At 72.9% G+C, this 18,717-nt stretch carries 17 protein-coding genes; 5 read left to right on the forward strand and 12 right to left on the reverse strand.

Annotated elements, in window-relative coordinates; translation table 11 throughout:
- Positions 1–60 precede the first annotated feature (60 nt).
- The gene (locus ACFWSK_RS03190) at positions 61–2,151 is read right to left on the reverse strand and encodes a HelD family protein (protein ID WP_383781210.1); all 2,091 of its coding nucleotides are present in this window, start codon (positions 2,149–2,151) and stop codon (positions 61–63) included.
- 330 nt (positions 2,152–2,481) lie between these two features.
- On the opposite strand from ACFWSK_RS03190, the gene ACFWSK_RS03195 reads away from it, so the two are divergent.
- Positions 2,482–2,670, forward strand: coding sequence for a hypothetical protein (locus tag ACFWSK_RS03195; protein WP_383781213.1), 189 nt, complete (start codon positions 2,482–2,484; stop codon positions 2,668–2,670).
- 37 nt (positions 2,671–2,707) lie between these two features.
- On the opposite strand, the gene ACFWSK_RS03200 is transcribed toward ACFWSK_RS03195, so the two are convergent.
- The 3 genes from ACFWSK_RS03200 to ACFWSK_RS03210 form a co-directional block, all read right to left on the reverse strand.
- Positions 2,708–4,351 carry a DNA repair helicase XPB gene (locus tag ACFWSK_RS03200; RefSeq protein WP_383781215.1) on the reverse strand — a complete coding sequence of 548 codons (1,644 nt, stop codon included), beginning with the start codon at positions 4,349–4,351 and terminating at the stop codon, positions 2,708–2,710.
- A gap of 196 nt (positions 4,352–4,547) precedes the next feature.
- Positions 4,548–5,324, reverse strand: coding sequence for a hypothetical protein (locus ACFWSK_RS03205; RefSeq protein WP_383781217.1), 777 nt, complete (start codon positions 5,322–5,324; stop codon positions 4,548–4,550).
- 71 nt (positions 5,325–5,395) lie between these two features.
- Positions 5,396–7,942, reverse strand: coding sequence for a helicase C-terminal domain-containing protein (locus tag ACFWSK_RS03210; protein WP_383781219.1), 2,547 nt, complete (start codon positions 7,940–7,942; stop codon positions 5,396–5,398).
- Between the two features lie 63 nt (positions 7,943–8,005).
- Here ACFWSK_RS03210 and ACFWSK_RS03215 point away from each other — a divergent pair, with 63 nt between their 5' ends.
- Positions 8,006–9,061, forward strand: coding sequence for a hypothetical protein (locus tag ACFWSK_RS03215; RefSeq protein ID WP_383781222.1), 1,056 nt, complete (start codon positions 8,006–8,008; stop codon positions 9,059–9,061).
- A 30-nt stretch (positions 9,062–9,091) separates the two neighbouring features.
- On the opposite strand, the gene ACFWSK_RS03220 is transcribed toward ACFWSK_RS03215, so the two are convergent.
- From ACFWSK_RS03220 to ACFWSK_RS03230, 3 genes are read right to left on the reverse strand one after another with little or no spacing between them, the layout of a single operon-like run.
- A complete protein-coding gene (locus ACFWSK_RS03220) occupies positions 9,092–9,943 on the reverse strand; it encodes an ABC transporter ATP-binding protein (protein WP_383781225.1) in 852 nt (283 codons plus the stop codon).
- The gene (locus ACFWSK_RS03225) at positions 9,940–11,019 is read right to left on the reverse strand and encodes a FecCD family ABC transporter permease (protein WP_383781227.1); all 1,080 of its coding nucleotides are present in this window, start codon (positions 11,017–11,019) and stop codon (positions 9,940–9,942) included. Before ACFWSK_RS03225 ends, ACFWSK_RS03220 begins: the two co-directional genes overlap by 4 nt.
- Positions 11,016–12,026 carry a FecCD family ABC transporter permease gene (locus tag ACFWSK_RS03230; protein ID WP_383781230.1) on the reverse strand — a complete coding sequence of 337 codons (1,011 nt, stop codon included), beginning with the start codon at positions 12,024–12,026 and terminating at the stop codon, positions 11,016–11,018. The genes ACFWSK_RS03225 and ACFWSK_RS03230 overlap by 4 nt, the downstream gene beginning before the upstream one ends.
- 122 nt (positions 12,027–12,148) lie before the next feature.
- Here ACFWSK_RS03230 and ACFWSK_RS03235 point away from each other — a divergent pair, with 122 nt between their 5' ends.
- Entirely contained in the window at positions 12,149–12,805 is a 657-nt protein-coding gene (locus tag ACFWSK_RS03235; RefSeq protein WP_383781233.1) for an HAD family hydrolase, read from the forward strand.
- Here ACFWSK_RS03235 and ACFWSK_RS03240 read toward each other — a convergent pair.
- Positions 12,785–13,018, reverse strand: coding sequence for a hypothetical protein (locus ACFWSK_RS03240; protein WP_173314635.1), 234 nt, complete (start codon positions 13,016–13,018; stop codon positions 12,785–12,787). The two genes, ACFWSK_RS03235 and ACFWSK_RS03240, sit on opposite strands and share 21 nt — an antisense overlap.
- Positions 13,019–13,185: 167 nt before the next feature.
- On the opposite strand from ACFWSK_RS03240, the gene ACFWSK_RS03245 reads away from it, so the two are divergent.
- Positions 13,186–13,569, forward strand: a complete 384-nt coding sequence (locus ACFWSK_RS03245) for a cold-shock protein (RefSeq protein WP_383781236.1) — start codon at positions 13,186–13,188, stop codon at positions 13,567–13,569.
- 20 nt (positions 13,570–13,589) lie between these two features.
- Here ACFWSK_RS03245 and ACFWSK_RS03250 read toward each other — a convergent pair whose 3' ends face one another.
- The 4 genes from ACFWSK_RS03250 to ACFWSK_RS03265 are packed head-to-tail and all read right to left on the reverse strand — an operon-like array spanning position 13,590 to position 17,096.
- Entirely contained in the window at positions 13,590–14,465 is an 876-nt protein-coding gene (locus ACFWSK_RS03250; protein WP_383781239.1) for a 1,4-dihydroxy-6-naphthoate synthase, read from the reverse strand.
- Positions 14,446–15,147: a futalosine hydrolase gene (locus ACFWSK_RS03255; RefSeq protein ID WP_383781242.1), complete on the reverse strand. Its 702-nt coding sequence runs from the start codon at positions 15,145–15,147 to the stop codon at positions 14,446–14,448. The genes ACFWSK_RS03250 and ACFWSK_RS03255 overlap by 20 nt, the downstream gene beginning before the upstream one ends.
- A 17-nt stretch (positions 15,148–15,164) precedes the next feature.
- Positions 15,165–15,647, reverse strand: coding sequence for a DUF2771 domain-containing protein (locus tag ACFWSK_RS03260; protein WP_383781247.1), 483 nt, complete (start codon positions 15,645–15,647; stop codon positions 15,165–15,167).
- Between the two features lie 27 nt (positions 15,648–15,674).
- A complete protein-coding gene (locus tag ACFWSK_RS03265; RefSeq protein WP_383781251.1) occupies positions 15,675–17,096 on the reverse strand; it encodes an MFS transporter in 1,422 nt (473 codons plus the stop codon).
- 501 nt (positions 17,097–17,597) lie between these two features.
- On the opposite strand from ACFWSK_RS03265, the gene ACFWSK_RS03270 reads away from it, so the two are divergent.
- Positions 17,598–18,542, forward strand: coding sequence for a DUF3027 domain-containing protein (locus ACFWSK_RS03270; RefSeq protein ID WP_383781254.1), 945 nt, complete (start codon positions 17,598–17,600; stop codon positions 18,540–18,542).
- The last annotated feature ends 175 nt before the right edge of the window (positions 18,543–18,717 follow it).

An 18,717-nucleotide genomic window follows, 5' to 3' on the forward strand; every position in this document is an offset into this window, starting at 1 on the left:
ATGACCGCGCGGGGGTGCCGGATTCCGCTCCGGCACCTCTCCGGCACCCCTCCCGTGCGTCTACGCCAAGGCGCCCGGCAGCGGGGCCGCGTGGAGCACGATCAGGCCCGAGACCGCCCGGGTCAGTGCCACGTACAGGCGGCGCAGACCCGTGCGTTCGTCCGGTTCGCCGTCGACCACGGCCGCCGGTTCGTCCAGGACCACGTAGTCGTACTCCAGACCCTTGGCCAGCGAGGCCGGGACCAGGGTCAGGCGGGACTCGGCGGTCGTCTCCTCGCCGGGGGAGAGATACGCGTGGCCCGCCGCCTCCAGGGCCGCGGCGAGGGCCGGGACCCGGGCGTCGGCGGCGATCAGGCCGATGGAGCCCTCGTGGGTCAGCGACTCCTCGCAGGCCGCGAGCACCGCCGCGTCCAGTCCGGACGGCTCCGCCACCTCGCGTACGGCCATCGAGCCCGGCGACTCACGCACCGACTCCACCGGGGCCAGGCCGGGAGAGATCGCGGGCAGCAGCCGCGAGGCGTACGCGATGACCTCGCGGGGCACACGGAAGCCCGCCGTCAGCTCCTCGACCAGCGCGTCCGGCTTGCCCAGGTGGAAGAGGGCCTGTTCCCAGCTCTCCGTCGACCACGGGGTCGTGCCCTGCGCGAGGTCGCCGAGCACCGTCGCCGAACCGGTCGAGCAGCGCCGGCCCACCGCCCGGTACTGCATGGGCGACAGGTCCTGCGCCTCGTCGATGACGACATGGCCGAGCGAGGGCGTACGGGCCACCAGGTCGCCCGCCTCGTCGATCAGCACCGCGTCCGCGAGCGACCACCTCGCGGACTTCACGCTGCGCGGCGGCCTGGACCAGAGGATCGTCTTCTGCTCGTCCCCGGTGAGGAGGCCGTCCGCGTGCGCGGCCAGGAACTCAGCGTCGGACAGCAGCCGCAGCACCAGCTTCGCCGGGTCGACCGCGGGCCAGGCCGCCTTGACTGCCGCCTTCACCGCGGGAGTGCGGGCCACCGCGTTCTGCACCCGGTCGTCGGGCGCCTCGCCCGCCTCCTCCATCCGGGTCAGGACGCAGTGCGCGATGCGCTGGGGGAGTGCCTCGTGGGCGGCGCCGTACCGGATGTCGCGGGCCAGCAACTCCTTGACGATCTCCTCCAGTTCGTACACGGGCACCCGCCAGCGGCGCGAACCGCGCACCACCATGACGGGTTCCGCCGGCGGCGACACGTGCGAACGGATCGCGCGCCGCAGGACCTCCGCCATCCGGGCGTCGCCCTTGACCACGGCGGCGGCGGCCTCGTCCGTCCCGCGGACCTCGATGTGCGCCGTCACCAGGTCGTCGACGGTGGCCTGCTTCACCTCCAGCTCACCGAGCGCGGGCAGCACCTGCTCGATGTAGTGGAGGAAGGAGCGGTTCGGCCCGATCACCAGGGTCCCGGTACGGGCCAGCCGCTCGCGGTGCGCGTACAGGAGGAAGGCGACCCGGTGCAGGCCGACGGCGGTCTTGCCGGTGCCGGGGCCTCCCTGCACGCACACCGTCCCGCCGAGCCCGCTTCGTACGATCTCGTCCTGCTCGGGCTGGATCGTGGCCACGATGTCGCGCATCGGGCCGACGCGGGGCCGCTCGATCTCCGCCTGGAGGAGCCTGCTGGTCTGCTCGGTCTCGGTCGGGTCGGTGAGGTGTTCGTCCTCGTACGCGGTCAGCTCGCCGCCCGTGTATCCGAAGCGGCGCCGCTGGCCGACGTCCTGCGGGTCCTTCTTGGACGCCCGGTAGAACGGCTGGGAGACCGGCGCGCGCCAGTCGATGACCATCGGGTCGCCGTCGGCGTCATGGACGTGGCGACGGCCGATGTAGAACTGCTCGCCCTCGGCGCCCTCCGCCTGCTCCGCACCGACCCGGTGCAGATAGTCGAGGCGTCCGAAGAACAGCGGGGTGTGGGAGAGATCGGCGAGTGCCTTGATGCGGTCGTCCATCTGGGCCTGGAGGACGACGGAGTTGACCCAGTTCGCGGTGACGTCGCGGATGTCGAGGGACTGCACGTCCTCGCGCATCGCGCGGAGTGCGGCGCGGGACGCCGCGAGATGGTTGCGCTCACGCGCCAGGGGGTCCGGGGCGTCCAGAGGCTTGGTGGTGGTGTCGCTTTCCGTTTCGTGCGCGGGCACGGTGTTGCCTCCGACTTTTCAACGCAGGACGGCGGACCGCGCTCTCCGGTACGACGGGAGACGACGTGATCCGCTCAGGGATGTACGCGTAGGTGTCGGCCGGTTTCCGTCCGGCCGGCGGCGCTCCCCCGGCTGCCGGCGGAGGCCGGTACCACGGTGCGGGAGGCGGGCAGACCGGCGATTGTATCCACGGCGGCCCGCCCGGTCGAACGTATTGGGGGCACTCCACCCCGTAGGGGACGCCGTGCGACCCGAGGGGGACACCCGCCCCCGAGAGCTTCAGCCCGCAGACCGACGACGCACCGGGCCGGGCGGCGCACCATTGAATACATGAGCACCGTGTATCTGAACCCCCGCAGAACCGGCCCCGCGCACGGCGCGACCGCGGCCACCGGTCAGCACCCCAGCCACCGCGCCGGCGACGCGCTCCGCGCCGCCGTGGTCTTCCTGCGCACCGCGTTCCGCGTGGCCGTCCTCGGCGAGTACGCGGAAGAGGCGGGCGTCCGCCGCCGCCGTTGAGTCCCCCGGAGCGGCGGCGGACAGCCCGCGGCGCCGCTCAGCTCTCCGTCAGCAGCTCGTCCGCGTCCACGATCCGGTACGCGTAACCCTGCTCGGCCAGGAAGCGCTGGCGGTGAGCCGCGAAGTCCTGGTCGATCGTGTCGCGCGCCACCACCGAGTAGAACCGGGCCTCGTGCCCGTCGGCCTTCGGCCGCAGCACACGTCCGAGCCGCTGCGCCTCCTCCTGGCGCGAGCCGAACGTGCCCGACACCTGGATGGCCACGGTGGCCTCCGGCAGGTCGATCGAGAAGTTGGCGACCTTCGACACGACCAGGACGCTGATCTCGCCCTGGCGGAAGGCGTCGAAGAGGATCTCGCGCTGGGCGTTGCTCGTCTCGCCCTTGATCACCGGGGCGTTCAGATGCTCACCCAGCTCGTCGAGCTGGTCGATGTACTGCCCGATCACCAAGGTCTGCTCGCCCTTGTGCTTGGCGACCAGGGCCTCCGTGACCCTGCGCTTCGTCGCCGTCGTGGCGCAGAACCGGTACTTCTCCTCCGCCTCCGCCGTCGCGTACGCCAGCCGCTCCGAGTCCGTCAGATTGACCCGGACCTCGACACAGTCGGCGGGCGCGATGTAGCCCTGCGCCTCGATCTCCTTCCACGGCGCGTCGAACCTCTTCGGCCCGATGAGCGAGAAGACGTCCGACTCGCGCCCGTCCTCCCGGACGAGGGTCGCCGTGAGGCCGAGCCGCCGCCGTGCCTGGAGGTCGGCGGTGAACTTGAAGACGGGGGCGGGCAGCAGATGCACCTCGTCGTAGATCACCAGGCCCCAGTCACGGGAGTCGAACAGCTCCAGGTGCGGGTAGATGCCCTTGCGGCGGGTCGTCAGCACCTGGTAGGTGGCGATGGTGACCGGCCGGATCTCCTTGCGCGTACCGCTGTACTCGCCGATCTCGTCCTCGGTCAGCGAGGTGCGCTTCACCAGCTCGTGCTTCCACTGGCGGGCGGAGACGGTGTTGGTGACCAGGATCAGCGTGGTCGCCTTCGCCTCGGCCATCGCACCGGCCCCGACCAGTGTCTTTCCCGCTCCACAGGGCAGGACGACGACTCCGGAACCGCCGTGCCAGAAGCCTTCGACGGCCTGCTTCTGGTACGGGCGCAGCGACCAGCCGTCCTCGGCCAGCTCGATGGGGTGGGCCTCCCCGTCGACGTACCCCGCGAGGTCCTCGGCGGGCCAGCCGAGCCTCAGCAGCGTCTGCTTGATCTGCCCGCGCTCGGAGGGGTGCACGGCGACGGTGTCCGGGTCGATGCGCTCGCCCACGAGGGGAGCGACCTTCTTCGACCGGAGGATCTCCTCCAGTACGGGACGGTCGGTGGTGGTCAGGACGAGGCCGTGCACCGGGTGCTTGGAGAGGGTGAGGCGGCCGTACCGGGCCATCGTCTCGGCGATGTCGACCAGGAGCGCGTGCGGCACGGGGTAGCGGGAGTACTCCACCAGCGCGTCGACGACCTGCTCGGCGTCGTGCCCGGCGGCGCGGGCGTTCCACAGGCCGAGGGGGGTCACCCGGTAGGTGTGGATGTGCTCGGGCGCACGCTCCAGCTCCGCGAAGGGGGCGATCACCCGACGGCAGGCGTCCGCCAGCTCGTGGTCGACTTCGAGGAGCAGCGTCTTGTCGCTCTGGACGATGAGAGGTCCGGTCACGCGCTTCGGCCCTTTCTGTTCTGCTGCTGGGACTTCTGCCCTGCTGCTGGGATCGGCCGCGGAGACAGCTGGGTGCAGCTGGGAACGGCCAAACGTCCAGTGTGCCGCATGCGGGGCGATTGGTGCGTGGCTCGAAGGCGCGGGGTGCGGACGCCTCCGTCACATTGCCGCTGGAGGCCGGGCTCTCGCGCCGGGGTCAGGCCCGGGAGACCTCCGGTTCGTCCGAGACCACGACGAGGCGGTCGCTCAGCCCCGCAGGGGGCTCTCCGGTCGTCACCGCGCGGTAGGCGCGGATCGCCGGGTCGGTGAGGGTGAGGGTCAGTACCGGGCAGTCGGCGGAGTCGTTGGTGGGTTCGGGCAGGCAGCGGCCCACATCGTTCAGGGTGTAGCCGGGGCACACGGCGCCGGCCGGCAGGTCCACGTCCAGGAGGAGGGTCGCGCCGGGCTCGACACGGAAGCTGCCGGACTTCGGGGGCCGGACCGGCTTGCCCTCGAAGCTCGCGTTCACGACGGTGGCCGAGAGGCCCCGTGCCGAGGCGCGGCGGCCCTCGCCGTGGGGGCCGAAGATGTCGAGGGTGACGTTGCCGACGTCGAGGGGCGCGGCCAGCAGCAGCGGCAGACGGTCGGTGCCCAGCGCCAGGTGGACGGTGAAGCGCGGCTCGCCCGGCCTGTTCGGGCCCGGGCCGGACGAGCCCCAGCCGCCGAACACCAGCTGCGGGTCACGGCTCCGCTCCCCCTTGCCGCGCGCCGCGGGCCGGGGCCAGTCGTCCACCCCGCACGAGGAGAGCAGTGCCGTGGGGCTGCCCCTGCCGGGCAGCGGGACGTCCGTCAGCCGCTCGGCGGGGAGGTCGAGCCGGGAGTGCGTGAGCTGCTCGGACGCGGCTGGGCGGTAGGCCGGCCATACCGTCAGCACGAGGAGCGCGAGGACGGGTACGGCAAGGAGCAGCCAGGACCGGGGGGAGGGACGGAACATGCTTCTTTCTGCGCCCGGGAGGCCGAGAACGTCACATCGGGCGAGGCGGGGCCGGGTGGGTCCGGCCCGCGTCACGCCCCCGTGTCGTCCGCCAGTTCGGCGACGCCCGTGATCCGGTGGAGCGGGTACGTCCGGATCTCGTCGGCCGTGTGGTCGAAGGCCGTGACGAAGCCGCCCTCGACCCGGACCGGGGCGATCACGCGCTGGCTGGCCGCACCTTCCGCGTTGACGTAGCCGATCCAGACCGCGGAGCCCGTCATGGCGGCGGCCTGGACCGTTGCCAGGGTCTCGGCGGAGGTCGTACGGGGCAGGGAGCCGGCCGACGGAGCCTCGGCGCCGTCCTTGCGGACGACCGTGGCCGCCGTGTCCCCGGCGCGGATCGCCCGCACCGCGGCGCCCAGCAGGGTGTCGTCCGGGACGGGCGGGCCCTCGGGGACGGGGGTGGGGGCCGAGCGGGGCGGGGTGCGGCGGGCGCCCGCCCGGGTGATCAGGACGTCGCCCTCGGCGGACTCGGCGGCCGGTGCGAATCCCATCTCGCGCAGCCCCTCCAGGAGGGACGCCGGATCGGTCTGGGCGGCCAGCACGGTCGGCGCGAGCCTGCGCAGCCGCAGGGTCGCCGAGCGCCTGTCGGCGAGGATCTCGTTGAGCACGGCCTCGTCGTCGCAGCGTACGTACGCGGAGGCGGAGCCGATCCGCAGATGACCGTGGCGGCGTGCCACGTCGTCGATGAGGTAGCTGAGCGGCTGCGGCACCGGCGTACGGCTGTGGGCGGCGAGGAAGGCGTGCAGGTCGGTGGCGGCCTGCCCGGCGTCCAGGGCGCGGCGTACGGAGCCGGGGGTGAAGCGGTAGACGGTCGCGCCGCCCTTGGACTCGATGTCCGCGAGCACCGACAGCATCTCGGCGAGGGGGCGCTTCAGCGGGCCCGGGGCGACGGCCGTCAGGTCGGCCTGGAGCAGCACGTGATCGAGCGGTTCGGGGACGAGCGGGGCGAGGCGTGCGGCTGCCTCGTCCGGGCCGTCCGTCAGCAGGGCGCGGGCCTGCGAGGAGAGGGCGCCCCGGCCGGTGATGCCGAGGAGTTCCGCCTCGTTGAGCGTCCACAGCGCGAGCCGGGAGCGCAGGTCCGAGGTGTCGCCGGGGGCGGTGGACGCGGCGGCCGGCGGCGCGCCGTATCCCGTACCGGCAGCCCTGGACGGGGTGCCCGACGCGGAGCCGGCCGGGGTCGTCGCCCCGCCACGGGCTCCCGTGCGCAACGGGCGTTCCCAGCGCAGCCGGGCGAGCAGGCCGGCCGGGTCGGGTGCGGTGCCCGGGGGCAGCGCGGCGAGCAGGGCCAGCACCCGGTGGCGTACCTCGGGCGCGGCGGAGCGGTCCAGTTCGGGGCCGAGCGCGGAGAGCGCCCGCCCCTTGGCGTCCTGCCCGCCGACCAGGCCCGCGGTGCGGGTGGCGGCGAGCCAGGCGGTGGCGAGGTGCACCCAGCGGTCCTGGGCGGGGAGTTCGAGCCAGTCGTCGTACGCGGGCGTCGCCGCGTACCGCTCGTCCGTCTCCCCGTCGGGGGCCAGCAGCCCGGCCGCGTAGGTGAGTTCGGCCCAGAAGGCGGCGACCGGCTCGGAGACGTCCATCGCGCTCGCGGCCCGCTTGAGCTCGCGGACGCTCAGGCCGCCCGCCCGGAGGATGGCGGGGCCGCCGCCGTTCCAGAGCTTCAGCAGCTCCTCGATCGTGGACAGCGCCATGAAGGCCTGCCCGGCGGCGGCCCTGTCCACAGCCTGTGGATCACGCTCGGCGGCGGCCTCGACGGTCGGCGCCACCGGTTCCGGTACGCGGTGGGCGCGACCGGCCCGCAGATGGAGCGCCGCCTCGCGCGGCAGCACGACGGTGCGGGTCGACACGGGCAGGAGCAGCCCCCGGTCACGGAGCCACTTCACGGGCGGGGTGGGGTTCGGCGTGACCTCCCCGTACGGCGGGCCCCACACCAGCCGGTCCAGTACGGACAGGGCCTCGACCGGCGCGGTGTCCAGCAGGGCCGCCATCCTCGTCCGGTCGGTGAACAGCCCGGCCAGCGCGGTCACCGCCGAGACCGGGTCGTGCGTGGCGGGCAGCCCCGCGGCGGTCAGGATCTCCTGGAGCCGGCCGGGCGACATGCCCGCCGTGGCCTCGGCGACGGTCGGGCCGAGCCCGGTGGGGGAGGGGTGCTGGGGGGACGGGGCGAGCAGCTCGCGTGCGGTACGCACCAGGTGCAGCCGCTCGTCCTCGCCCCAGACGAGGGCCTGTTCGCGCAGATTCGCGAGGGCGGCGGGCAGCGCGGCGGCGATCGCCGCGCCCGCCTCGTCGCGCTGGTCGCCGTCGTCCTGGCCGTCACCCGTGAGGAGGGAGAGCAGCGTGTTGTACGGCGCCGGGTCCGGTGCGACGGCCAGCGCCTCCGCGGTCTGCAGCGCGAAGCGGTCCAGATGCTCCAGTGCGCGGACGACTGAGGCCCGGGTGCCCGCCCTGGTGGCGAGTTGGGTGATGTCGTTCGGCACGGGGCTGAGCAGGTCGGGGCGGGCACGCAGAAGCCGTGCCAGCGATTCGTCGCCCCTGGCGCGCAGGGCTTCGGCGAGCGTGCGCGGTGGTGTGGTCGTCCCCATCCGTCCCACGGTAGCCGCTGAAACGCTACGGTCGGGGCAGCGCGGGTAGAGGGGAACGACGGAGTGGGGATCGAGAGCGACCAGCTCGTCTACGACTATCTGAGCCGGGTCGGGGACCTGGCCCAGCAGCAACAGCTTTCATCGGGCGTCCGGATGAGACTCGTGTCGACGCTGCGGGGCGAGATCGAGCGGCAGCGCGGGACGTCCGGCGCGGACTCTCCGGCGGTGGTGCGGCGCATCATCGGCGGGCTCGGCACGCCGGACGAACTGGTCGCCGCGGCAGCCGATTCGGCCGACGCGGCGGTGTCGCTGCCCGCGCCGCGTACGGCGCCGGAGCCGGAGGCGGGAAGCCCGCGCGCCGTGCCCCGGCCGCGGCGCGGACTGCTCCGTAAAGACACGTCCCGCAAGGGCGCGTCGGCGCCGGCTCCGGCCGAGGAGGACTCGGACACGGGTCCGGTGCCGGGCTGGCCGTCCGCGCAGGCACCCCACATGGCGGGCCTGGACCAGGCACCGTCCGGGCCCGGCGGCGTCCCGGAGTGGTGGCGCGTCGAACCGGGGCCGCTCAGCGAGGGGGTGAGCGTGCCGGGCTTCTTCGGCGGCGTGGAGATCCCCGAGATGCTGAAGCCGCCCCCTCCTCCGGTACGGCCGGAAGAGGCCGAGGTGGAGCCCTCCGGGGCCGAGGACCCGGCCCCGGAGCCCCGGCCCCGCAGAAGGCTGCGCCTGCGCCGCCGGAAGGCTGCCGGGGAAGCCCCGGCGGAAGCTGTGGAATCCACCCCCCGGGCCCGCCTCTCGAACCCCCTGCTGCTCCTGGCCGCCGCCCTGCTGATCGCGGGCGCCTTCATGGGCTCGTGGCTGGCCCTGGCAGGCGGCTGGCTGCTGGCCTACAGCTCCCGCAAGCTGTCGAGGGCCGAGGCGAAGTGGGCGGCCATGGGCCTGCCCGGAGTGGTTGTCGCGGGAGCCCTCGTCTGGCTCTGGGGCCGCCAGGACGGCCAGTGGGGCGCCCCGATCCCGGACCACGGGATGGGCGAGGTCCTCACGGCCACCTGGCCGGTGGTGGTCCGCACGGCAGCGGTGGCCTCGGCCCTGTATCTGATCTGGCGTTCACGCAGAGGCGCCTGAACACCGGCCCCGGCCGGAACCCCTCCCGGGTCAGCCCGCAGACGGAGTCCAGGGCGCGCCTGGGACCACCAGCGGGGAGCCCGTCACCGGGTCCGGGACGATCACCGCTTCCAGGCCGAAGACCTCGCGGACGAGGTCCGCGGTGACGACGTCCGAGGGGTGGCCCTCGGCGACGATGCGGCCCTCCTTCATGGCGATCAGGTGGTCGGCGTAGCGGGCGGCCTGGTTGAGGTCGTGGAGGACCGTGACGACCGTACGGCCGCGGGTGCCGTCCGCCGCCGGGGCGGCGAGCCGGCGGACCAGGTTCAGGACCTCCACCTGGTGGGAGATGTCCAGGTACGTCGTCGGCTCGTCGAGCAGCAGCAGATCCGTCTCCTGCGCCAGCGCCATCGCGATCCACACGCGCTGGCGCTGGCCGCCGGAGAGTTCGTCCACCGAGCGGTCGGCGAGGCCCGAGACGTCCGTACGGGCCATGGCCTCCGTGACCGCCCGCTCGTCCTCGTCCGACCACTGCTGCCACCAGTGCTGGTGCGGCTGGCGGCCGCGCGCGACCAGGTCCGAGACGGTGATCGCCTCCGGGGCCACCGGGGTCTGCGGGAGCAGCCCGATCGACTGGGCGATCCTCTTCGTGGGGATCTTCGAGAGCTCGGTGCCGTCCAGGAGCACCGCCCCGCCGCGCGGCTTCAGGAGCCGGCCGAGTGCCCGCAGGGTCGTCGACTTGCCGCAGGCGTTCGGGCCGACGATCACCGTGACCTGTCCGTCGGGGACCGCCAGGTCGAGCTCGTGGACGACGGTGCGGTCCTCGTAGGCGAGGGTCAGTTCACGCACCGTGAGCCGGCTGGTCGCGGCGGCGGTGCGGGTACCGGTACCGGTTGTGCTCATGCGTTTCCTCCACGGCGGCCACTGTGGCCACGGACGATCAGCCAGATCAGATACGGGGCGCCGACCGCCGCCGTCAGGACGCCCACCGGCATTTCGGTGGGCGAGAAGAGCCGGCGCGCGAGGAGATCGGCGGACACGACGATCACCGCGCCGAGCAGCGCCGAGCAGAGCAGCGGAATCTGAGCCGTACGCGTCATCCGGCGGGCGATCTGCGGGGCGAGCAGGGCCACGAAGTCGACCGGGCCCGCCGTCCCCGTCGCCACCGACGCCAGGATCACGCCGATCGCGACGAGCCCGAGGCGTACGCGGCCGAGCCGTACGCCGAGCGCCGTCGCGGTGTCGTCGTCCATCGAGACGGAGCGCTGTGCCCGCGCCGCCCACAGGACGGCGGGCAGCAGGACGAGCAGGGTCCAGCCGATCGGCGCGGCCTCGTTCCAGCCGCGCCCGTTCAGCGAGCCTGTCATCCAGATCTGGGCCTGCTGGGCGACCAGATAGTCGCCCTTGGTCAGGAACAGGGTGGTGACCGACCGCAGCGCGATCGCGAAGCCGATCCCGATGAGGACGAAGCGGGTGGCGTGCAGCCCGCCGCGCCACGCGAAGGCGTACACGAGGGCCGCGGCGGCGACACCGCCGATGACGGACAGATAGGGCAGGACGGCGTACGAGGTGATGCCGAACGTCATCGACCCGACCGTCAGCGCGCTCGCACCCTGGCTGATGCCGATGATGTCGGGGCTCGCCAGCGGATTGCGGGTCACCGTCTGGATCAGGGCCCCGGCGATCCCGAAGGCCAGTCCGACGAGCAGTCCGACGACCAGCCGTGGCAGCCGCAGCGTGCCCACGACGAGCTCGTCGGCCGACGGCTGCCCGAAGACCACCTTCAGCACCTCTCCGGGAGCCACGAGGCTCTCGCCGAGGCAGAGGTACGCGACGGAGACCGCCGCCAGGAAGAGCGCGAGGGCCGCCGCGACGACGCCGGAGCGCCGGTGGAGGAGGAACCGGCCGCGGGCCCCTATCCGTACGAGGCCGTACCCGGCCGGGCGCACGGGCTTGTGCACCGAGGTCGTGGCGCTCACGCGGGTACCGCCTTCCGGCGCACGAGGGCGACCAGGAACGGCACCCCGATCAGCGCGGTCATCACCCCTGCGGGGACCTCGCTCGGCGGGAACACGATCCGGCCGATCACATCCGAGACGAGCAGCATCACGGGCCCGATCAGAGCCGCCATGGGCAGCACCCACCGGTGGTCGCTGCCGACGATCGCGCGGGCGATGTGCGGGACGGCGAGACCGATGAAGGCGATGGGCCCGGCCGCAGCGACCGCGGCACCGGTCAGCACGGTGGCGCCGATGCCGCCGACGATCCGTACCGTCGCGACCTTCTGCCCGAGCCCCTTCGCCACGTCCTCGCCGAGAGCCAGCGCGTCCAGACCCCGCGACACCGACAGCACGAGCACCGCGCCGAAGAGGAGGAACGGCCAGATCTGCTGCGCCACCTCGGCCTCGCGCCCGGCGATCGAACCGACCTGCCAGAAGCGGAACTCGTCGAGTGCGGCGGCGTTGGTCGTCAGTACGGCACTGGTCACCGACACCAGGAGCGCGTTGATCGCTGCGCCGCCCAGCGCCAGCTTGACCGGCGTCGCCCCGCCCCGCCCGCTCGACGCGATGGCGTACACGGCGACGGACGCGGCGGCGGCCCCGGCGAACGCGAACCACACGTACCCGGTGAGGGTGTGGATTCCGGCGTACGCGATGGCCAGCACGACGCCCACCGACGCGCCCTGGCTGATGCCGAGGATGCCGGGGTCGGCGATCGGGTTACGGGTGATGCCCTGGAGCACCGTGCCCGCGAGGGCCAGTGCGGCGCCGACCATCAGCCCGATGACGGTGCGCGGCACCCGCATGTTCCGGATCACTTCGGCGGCGTCCGAGTGCCCGCCGTGCACGAGGGCGTCGTACACCTCGGACGGCGGGATGGACCGTGCGCCCACGGCCAGACTGAGCAGGATCGCCAGCAACAGCGCCGCGACGGCCGCCGCCGTCGCGGTTGCGCGTCTGGAGAGGCGGGGGGCGGCGGCTGGCATCTGACCCAATCGAAGCGGAGTGCATGACATCACGAGGCAAGTAAGGCGGACCTAAGTCTAAGCACCGCTCCACGGGGCCGAACGGGTGAGGGGTCGCCGGTCAGGTCGGCACAATGGCCCTCATGGCCTCGCATCCCCAGACCCCGCCGAAGACCCCGCCGACGGTCGGCTTCGACCTCGACATGACGCTCATCGACTCCCGGCCCGGCATCCGGGCCAACTACCGTGCGCTCTCCGCCGAGACGGGGGTCCCCATCGACTGCGACCTCGTCGTCAGCCGGCTCGGGCCACCGGTCGAGGAGGAACTGGCCAACTGGTTCCCGGCGGCCGAGGTGGCCGCGGCGGCGGACCGATACCGCGAGATCTATCCCACGCACGCGATCACGCCGACCTCGGCCCTGGCCGGGGCCCGGGAGGCCGTCGCCGCCGTACGGGCGCAGGGTGGCCGGGCGATCGTCGTCACGGCCAAGCACGAGCCGAGCGCGAAGCTGCACCTCGCCCACCTCGGCATCGAACCGGACGCGGTCATCGGCCGGCTCTGGGCGGAGGCCAAGGCGCAGGCGCTGCTCTCCCACGGCGCGGGCATCTACGTCGGCGACCACATCGGGGACGTACGGGGCGCGAGGGCGGCGAACTGCCTGTCCGTCGCCGTCACGACGGGCCCGTGCGACGCGGACGAGCTGCGGGAGGCGGGCGCGGACGTCGTCCTGCCCGACCTCACCGGCTTCCCGGCCTGGCTGTCCTCCTGGGTGGCCGCGTCAGGTGCCGGACGGTTCTGACCTGCTCAGCCACACGCTCCGGACGACCCCCGCCCCGGCGATCAGGAAGCCCACGCCCATGAGCATGGAGACGGCGTAGGCGATGGTCGGGAACGGGTCGGTTCCCAGGAACAGCGGGGCCACAGTGACCAGAGTGGCCACTGCGCCGACGAAGAAAACGATCGCGCCGACCTGTACGAGCCGGTCACCGGCGCCAGAAGGAGTAGTACTCACCCGGCCAGGGTAGTTCCCAGCCCGGAGGAACCATCGGGCGACGTCTTGTCACCGGCCCCTGGGCCATTAGCCTTGGGCGTGGCGGGTCATGGGGACCCGCTGTACTGCTATCCGGAGCCGTTTCACGGCTCTCCCGCGCACCGACGAGTACGAGGACGAGGACAGACGTGCCCACGGGTAAGGTCAAATGGTTCAATTCGGAAAAAGGCTTCGGCTTTCTTTCGCGCGACGACGGCGGTGACGTCTTCGTCCACTCGTCGGTACTCCCCGCCGGCGTCGACGCACTCAAGCCCGGCCAACGGGTCGAGTTCGGCGTCGTCGCAGGTCAGCGCGGTGACCAGGCCCTTTCCGTAGCGATCCTCGACCCCACCCCGTCCGTGGCGGCCGCGCAGCGCCGCAAGCCGGACGAGCTGGCGTCGATCGTGCAGGACCTGACGACGCTGCTGGAGAACATCACGCCGATGCTGGAGCGGGGCCGCTACCCCGACAAGGCCGCGGGCGCCCAGATCGCCGCTCTGCTCCGTGCGGTGGCCGACCAGCTCGACGTGTAGACGAGCGGCCGGCCGAGCCTTCAGAGAGACGTCAGCGCGTCCCGGCCGAGCGGCGGAACCAGCCCCTCGGCCGCGGCGCGCGTCAGCAGCCCGCGGATCGCCGCATAACCGTCCTCGCCGAGGTCCGCCGTGAACTCGTTGACGTACAGCCCGATGTGCTGGTCCGCCACGGCCGGGTCCATCTCCTGTGCGTGCTCCAGCACGTACGGCCGTGACTGCTCCGGGTCGTCCCAGGCCATCCGTACCGATGTACGGACCGAATCGGCCAATTTTCCGAGCATTTCCTGACCCAGCGACCGCTTGGCGATGATCGCGCCGAGCGGGATCGGCAGCCCCGTCGTCGCCTCCCAGTGCTCGCCCATGTCGGCGAGGCTGTGGAGGCCGTAATTCCGGTACGTGAAACGGGCTTCGTGGATCACGAGACCGGCGTCGACCCGGCCGTCACGCACCGCGGGCATGATCTCGTCGAACGGCATGACGACGATCTCGCCGACCCCGCCCGGCACGACCTCGGCGGCCCAGAGCCGGAACAGCAGATACGCCGTGGAGCGCTCGCTCGGCACGGCGACCGTGCGGCCCGTCAGATCGGTGCCCGGCTCCCGCGTCAGGACCAGCGGTCCGCAGCCCCGCCCGAGCGCACCGCCGCAGGGCAGCAGCGCGTATTCGTCGAGGACCCACGGCAGGACGGCGTACGAGACCTTCAGCACGTCGAACTCGCCGCGCTCGGCCATGCCGTTGGTGAGGTCGATGTCGGCGAACGTGACATCGAGCGCGGGCGCTCCGGGGACCCTGCCGTGCGCCCAGGCGTCGAAGACGAACGTGTCGTTCGGGCACGGCGAGAAAGCGATCCGCAGCTTCGCGTCGGCGGCCACGGGGTCAGTCGAGGTGTCGGTCATACCCTGTCCAACCTTCCAGTACGGGGGCGATCTTCCCGAACGCCACGGTGAGCGCGGAAAGAGCCTCACCGATGCGCCAGGCCGCCCGGTCGCGGGGGCCGACGGCGTTCGACACGGCCCGGAGCTCCAGCACCGGGACGCCGAACCGCTCGGCGGCCTCGGCGACACCGGCCCCCTCCATCGCCTCGGCGACGGCGCCCGGGTGAGCGGCGAGCAGCGCCGCGCAACGGGCCGCGCTGCCGGTCACGGTGGAGACGGTCAGCACTTCGCCGGACACGGCACCGGTGGCCGAGGCCACCGCGCGCACCAGCGCGGCCGGCGGCAGATACCGGTCGCGGCCGAAACCGAGACCGGTGACGGGGACGAACCCGTCCGGTGTCTCGGCACCCAGGTCGGCGGCGACGATGCCGCTCGCCACGACGATCGAACCGAGCGGGGCGGGCGCGAAGCCGCCGCCGATACCGGCGGAGACGATCAGCTCGTACGGGACGGGGGCCGAGGCCAGCGCGAACGCGGCCGAGGCAGCGGCGGCCGCCGGACCCGCGCCGCCCGCCAGGACATCGAAGCCACCGGCCCGGTGGATCTCCGCACCCGGCACGGAACGCACCTGCGGTTCACCCCCGAACGCACGCGTGACCGCGTCCCTCTCTACGGGGACAGCGGTCACGACGAGCACACGCACGGTGGTGTCCTGCGAGGTCAGGAGGACTTCTTGAACTGGAAGTGCCAGATACCCGTGAGCTTCTTGCCCTTGGTCTCCACGATGCTGACCTGCGTCTTGTTCGTGGTCTCGCCGGTCTGGCTGGAGAAGAAGGCGCTGCCCGGGATGGACCGGTAGGTCTTCTTGTACGGCTCCTGCTCGGCCTGCTGGCCGTTGATGAAGAGCGTCCAGCCGTTGTCGGCGATCTCCGGGTCGACGCCGAAGCGGACCTTGTCGTCCATCGCGACCTCGACGGTGTGCTCCGCCTTCTTGTCGTTCAGGCAACCCTGGATCAGCGACTCCTTGATCGGATCGCCGTCGTTGTAGCAGGACGCCTCGGCGCCCACCGACGTGTCGCCGACCGTCACGGTCGCGAGCGGCGTCGGCTTGTCGCAGGCGGACAGGACAAGGAGGCCCGCGGACACGGCACCAAGAGCGACGCCGATTCGACGGCCCTTACCTGAGAAGAACGCAACGGTCATGGGCGGAAGGCTATCGGTCGCCCGGGCTCACGCCACGCGGGGGTGCGGCGTGCCGCGCCGCGCGGCGCCCAGCAGCCCCCGTACGGCGGTTGCGGCGCCCAGGCCGAGGATCCCCGCGGCGACCGACATGCCGAGTACTCCGTTGAGGGGGAGGGCGATACCGATACCGCCGCCGACGACCCAGGCCATCTGCAGCAGAGTCTCGGACCGGGCGAACGCCGACGTCCGCACCTCTTCGGGAACGTCCCGCTGGATCATGGCGTCCAGCGACAGTTTCGACAGGGCCTGGGTGAAGCCCGCGACCGCGCCGAGCGCGGCGACCATGACGGTGGAGAAGAAGACCGCGGCGAGCACGGCGACGCCGAGCGCGAGACCCAGCACGGTCGCGATGATCACCTCCGGGCCGCGCGCCCTGAGCCAGGAGCCCACCGCCGTACCGCAGGCGTTGCCGACGCCCGCAGCGACGCCGACGATGCCGAGCGACACGGCGGCGCTCTGGCCGGCCAGCGGGTGCTCGCGCAGCAGGAACGCCAGGAAGAAGATGAGGAAGCCGGAGAGGGCCCGGTGGGCGGCGTTGGCCTGGAGGCCGTGCAGGACGGACGGGCCGACGGACCGCAGCCCCGGTGGCTTGTCCCGGGCCCGCCTGTCGCCGTCGACCCTGGTGCTGCCGCCCTTCCGGGCGGGCTGTGGACGGGCGGCCTCCTCGCCGTGCGGGACGATCAGACGGGCCCTGCGCTCGCCCTTCGCGGAGTCGACCTTGTGCGGCAGCGTGAAGGCCAGGAACGTCCCGGCGAGGAAGATCGTGCAGGCCCCGTAGAGCGGCCACGCGGAGCCGATGCTCTGGAGCCCCGCCCCGATGGGAGCCGCCACACCGGTCGCCAGGAGGCCCGCGAGGGTGACCCGGGAGTTGGCCTTCACCAGGGAGAAGCGGGGTGGCAGGAGCCGTGGCACGACGGCGCTGCGGACCACTCCGTACGCCTTGGAGCAGACGAGGACGCCCAGCGCCGCCGGATACAGCTCCAGGCCGCCGGTGGCGACCGCCCCCGACATCGTGATCGCGAGGAGCGCCCTGGCGAGCATCGCACCGGCCATCGCGGCGCGGCGGCCGTGCGGCAGCCGGTCGAGCAGGGGGCCGATCACCGGGGCGAGGAGCGTGAACGGCAGCATCGTGATGGCGAGGTAGAGGGCAACGCGGCCGCGGGCCTCGTCCGTCGGCACGGAGAAGAACACCGTGGAGGCGAGCGCGACCGTGATCATGACGTCGCCCGCGCCGTTCACAGCGTGCAGTTCGATCAGCTTGCCGAGCCCCGACTCACCGGCGCCGTGGGCGTGGGTCGCCTTGCGGATGCCCTTCGCCGTGCCGGTGAACGGCCGGTGCAGGGCACGACCCATCGACCGGCCCGCCGTGCGAAGCGGGCCGGGACCGTCGTGCGACCTGGCGGCAGCCACCCCGTCATAGTGCCCCAAGCATCGGCGCGGTGAACCATGATCGGCCGGGGCGCGCGGCGGGCGACGCCCTGTCGGGTCATTGGCGAGGGGTCGGACGGGGCGGCGACGGGCCCGTGGGGCGAGACGCACGGGGCGGTCCGACGCGGATCGTGAGGCAATTCCGCGGGCCGAAATCCGCCCGCGAACCCGCCCGGCCGGGGACACGCCAGGGGCCCCGACACCGGACACGGCACCGGATACGGCCTTGTTTGGGACACGCAGGTGGGCGGAGAGCGGCGGAGAGGGTAGCGTGCGTAACGCGCCACCGGCGGTTGTTCTTGGCCGCGCGCCTCTCGGCGATCCCGCAGAATGGGTGACAGAAGGCGCGCCCGAGGCAGGCACAACGGGTGTGGACGTCGACGCGGCCCCCAGGTCCGCTCCGCCCGCAGCTGTCATGGCCGAAATCGGCAATCGTGTAGCAGCTGGCGCGCTCGAGACGGCGTATGGAGAGAAGCGAGACCTGTGAGTGCTGCGACGACGCGAAGCCGTACTGCCCGTACCCCCGCGCCCGACCGCCTGTGCGCCGAGGCGGTAGACCTCGCCCGTGCGGCGGCCGAAGAGGCCGCCGCGCCCGGCGTGGTCGGTGAACATGTGTCCCTGATCTCCGAGGGGGACCGGGTCGTCACGCATTTCTTCGAGTGCAAGGAGCCCGGGTACCGGGGCTGGCGCTGGGCGGTGACGGTCGCCAGGGCCTCCCGCGCCAAGAACATCACCCTCGACGAGACGGTGCTGCTGCCCGGGTCCGACGCGCTCCTCGCCCCCGAGTGGGTGCCGTGGAGCGAGCGGCTGCGGCCCGGCGACATGGGGCCGGGGGACCTGCTGCCCACGGAGGCGGAGGACCTCCGCCTGGAGCCCGGCTACACGGGCGAGGACGAGCCGCCGCCGAACTCCGTCGAGTCGGAGGAGGCCGAGCTCTCCGAGGATCTGGCCGACCTCGTCGACACGGAGGACGCGGAGCTGACGACGCTGGCGCGTACGACGAGCCGCGGCTCGATCGGCGCGGTCGCGGAAGAGCTGGGCATGCGGCGTGCGCGGGTCCTGTCCCGGTACGGGCTGCACGTGGCGGCCGACCGGTGGGACGAGGCGTTCGGCTCGAAGACCCCGATGGCTCAGGCCGCGCCCGCCGCGTGTGACACCTGTGCGTTCCTGATCCCGCTCGCGGGCTCGCTGAAGCAGGCGTTCGGGGTGTGCGCGAACGAGTTCGCTCCGGCGGACGGCAGGGTGGTCTCGCTGTCGTACGGGTGCGGTGGGCACTCGGAGGCGGCGGTCATGCCGAAGCCGCCGAAGCCGGCGCCGCATGCGCTGGACACGCTTCAGGTGGACGAGTATCCGTTGCGGCCGGCGCGGGACAGCGGGTCGGTGCCGGTGGACGCGGACGCGTCGCCGGAGGATCTCGGCCACTCCTAGTCCCGGCGGGGCGCGGTTCGCTTGCGGGGCGGCCGGTCCAAGGACACCGCTTTGTCCTCAAGCGCCGGACGGGCTGGTCGTGCGACCGGCTCGTCCTGGGCACCGCTTTGTCCTCAAGCGCCGGACGGGCTTGACAGTGGTGCTGCTCGGGGACCGGCAGGGCATATCCGGCCCG

The sequence above is a fragment of the Streptomyces sp. NPDC058620 genome (assembly GCF_042717135.1).
Lineage (GTDB): Bacteria > Actinomycetota > Actinomycetes > Streptomycetales > Streptomycetaceae > Streptomyces.

What these genes read in the sequence shown, in the direction of transcription:
- ACFWSK_RS03195 (WP_383781213.1), top strand. Translation starts at nt 2,482, where the DNA reads ATGAGCACCGTGTATCTGAACCCCCGCAGAACCGGCCCCGCGCACGGC.
- ACFWSK_RS03205 (WP_383781217.1), bottom strand. Translation starts at nt 5,324, where the DNA reads ATGTTCCGTCCCTCCCCCCGGTCCTGGCTGCTCCTTGCCGTACCCGTC.
- ACFWSK_RS03210 (WP_383781219.1), bottom strand. Translation starts at nt 7,942, where the DNA reads ATGGGGACGACCACACCACCGCGCACGCTCGCCGAAGCCCTGCGCGCC.
- ACFWSK_RS03220 (WP_383781225.1), bottom strand. Translation starts at nt 9,943, where the DNA reads ATGAGCACAACCGGTACCGGTACCCGCACCGCCGCCGCGACCAGCCGG.
- ACFWSK_RS03230 (WP_383781230.1), bottom strand. Translation starts at nt 12,026, where the DNA reads ATGCCAGCCGCCGCCCCCCGCCTCTCCAGACGCGCAACCGCGACGGCG.
- ACFWSK_RS03235 (WP_383781233.1), top strand. Translation starts at nt 12,149, where the DNA reads ATGGCCTCGCATCCCCAGACCCCGCCGAAGACCCCGCCGACGGTCGGC.
- ACFWSK_RS03250 (WP_383781239.1), bottom strand. Translation starts at nt 14,465, where the DNA reads ATGACCGACACCTCGACTGACCCCGTGGCCGCCGACGCGAAGCTGCGG.
- ACFWSK_RS03260 (WP_383781247.1), bottom strand. Translation starts at nt 15,647, where the DNA reads ATGACCGTTGCGTTCTTCTCAGGTAAGGGCCGTCGAATCGGCGTCGCT.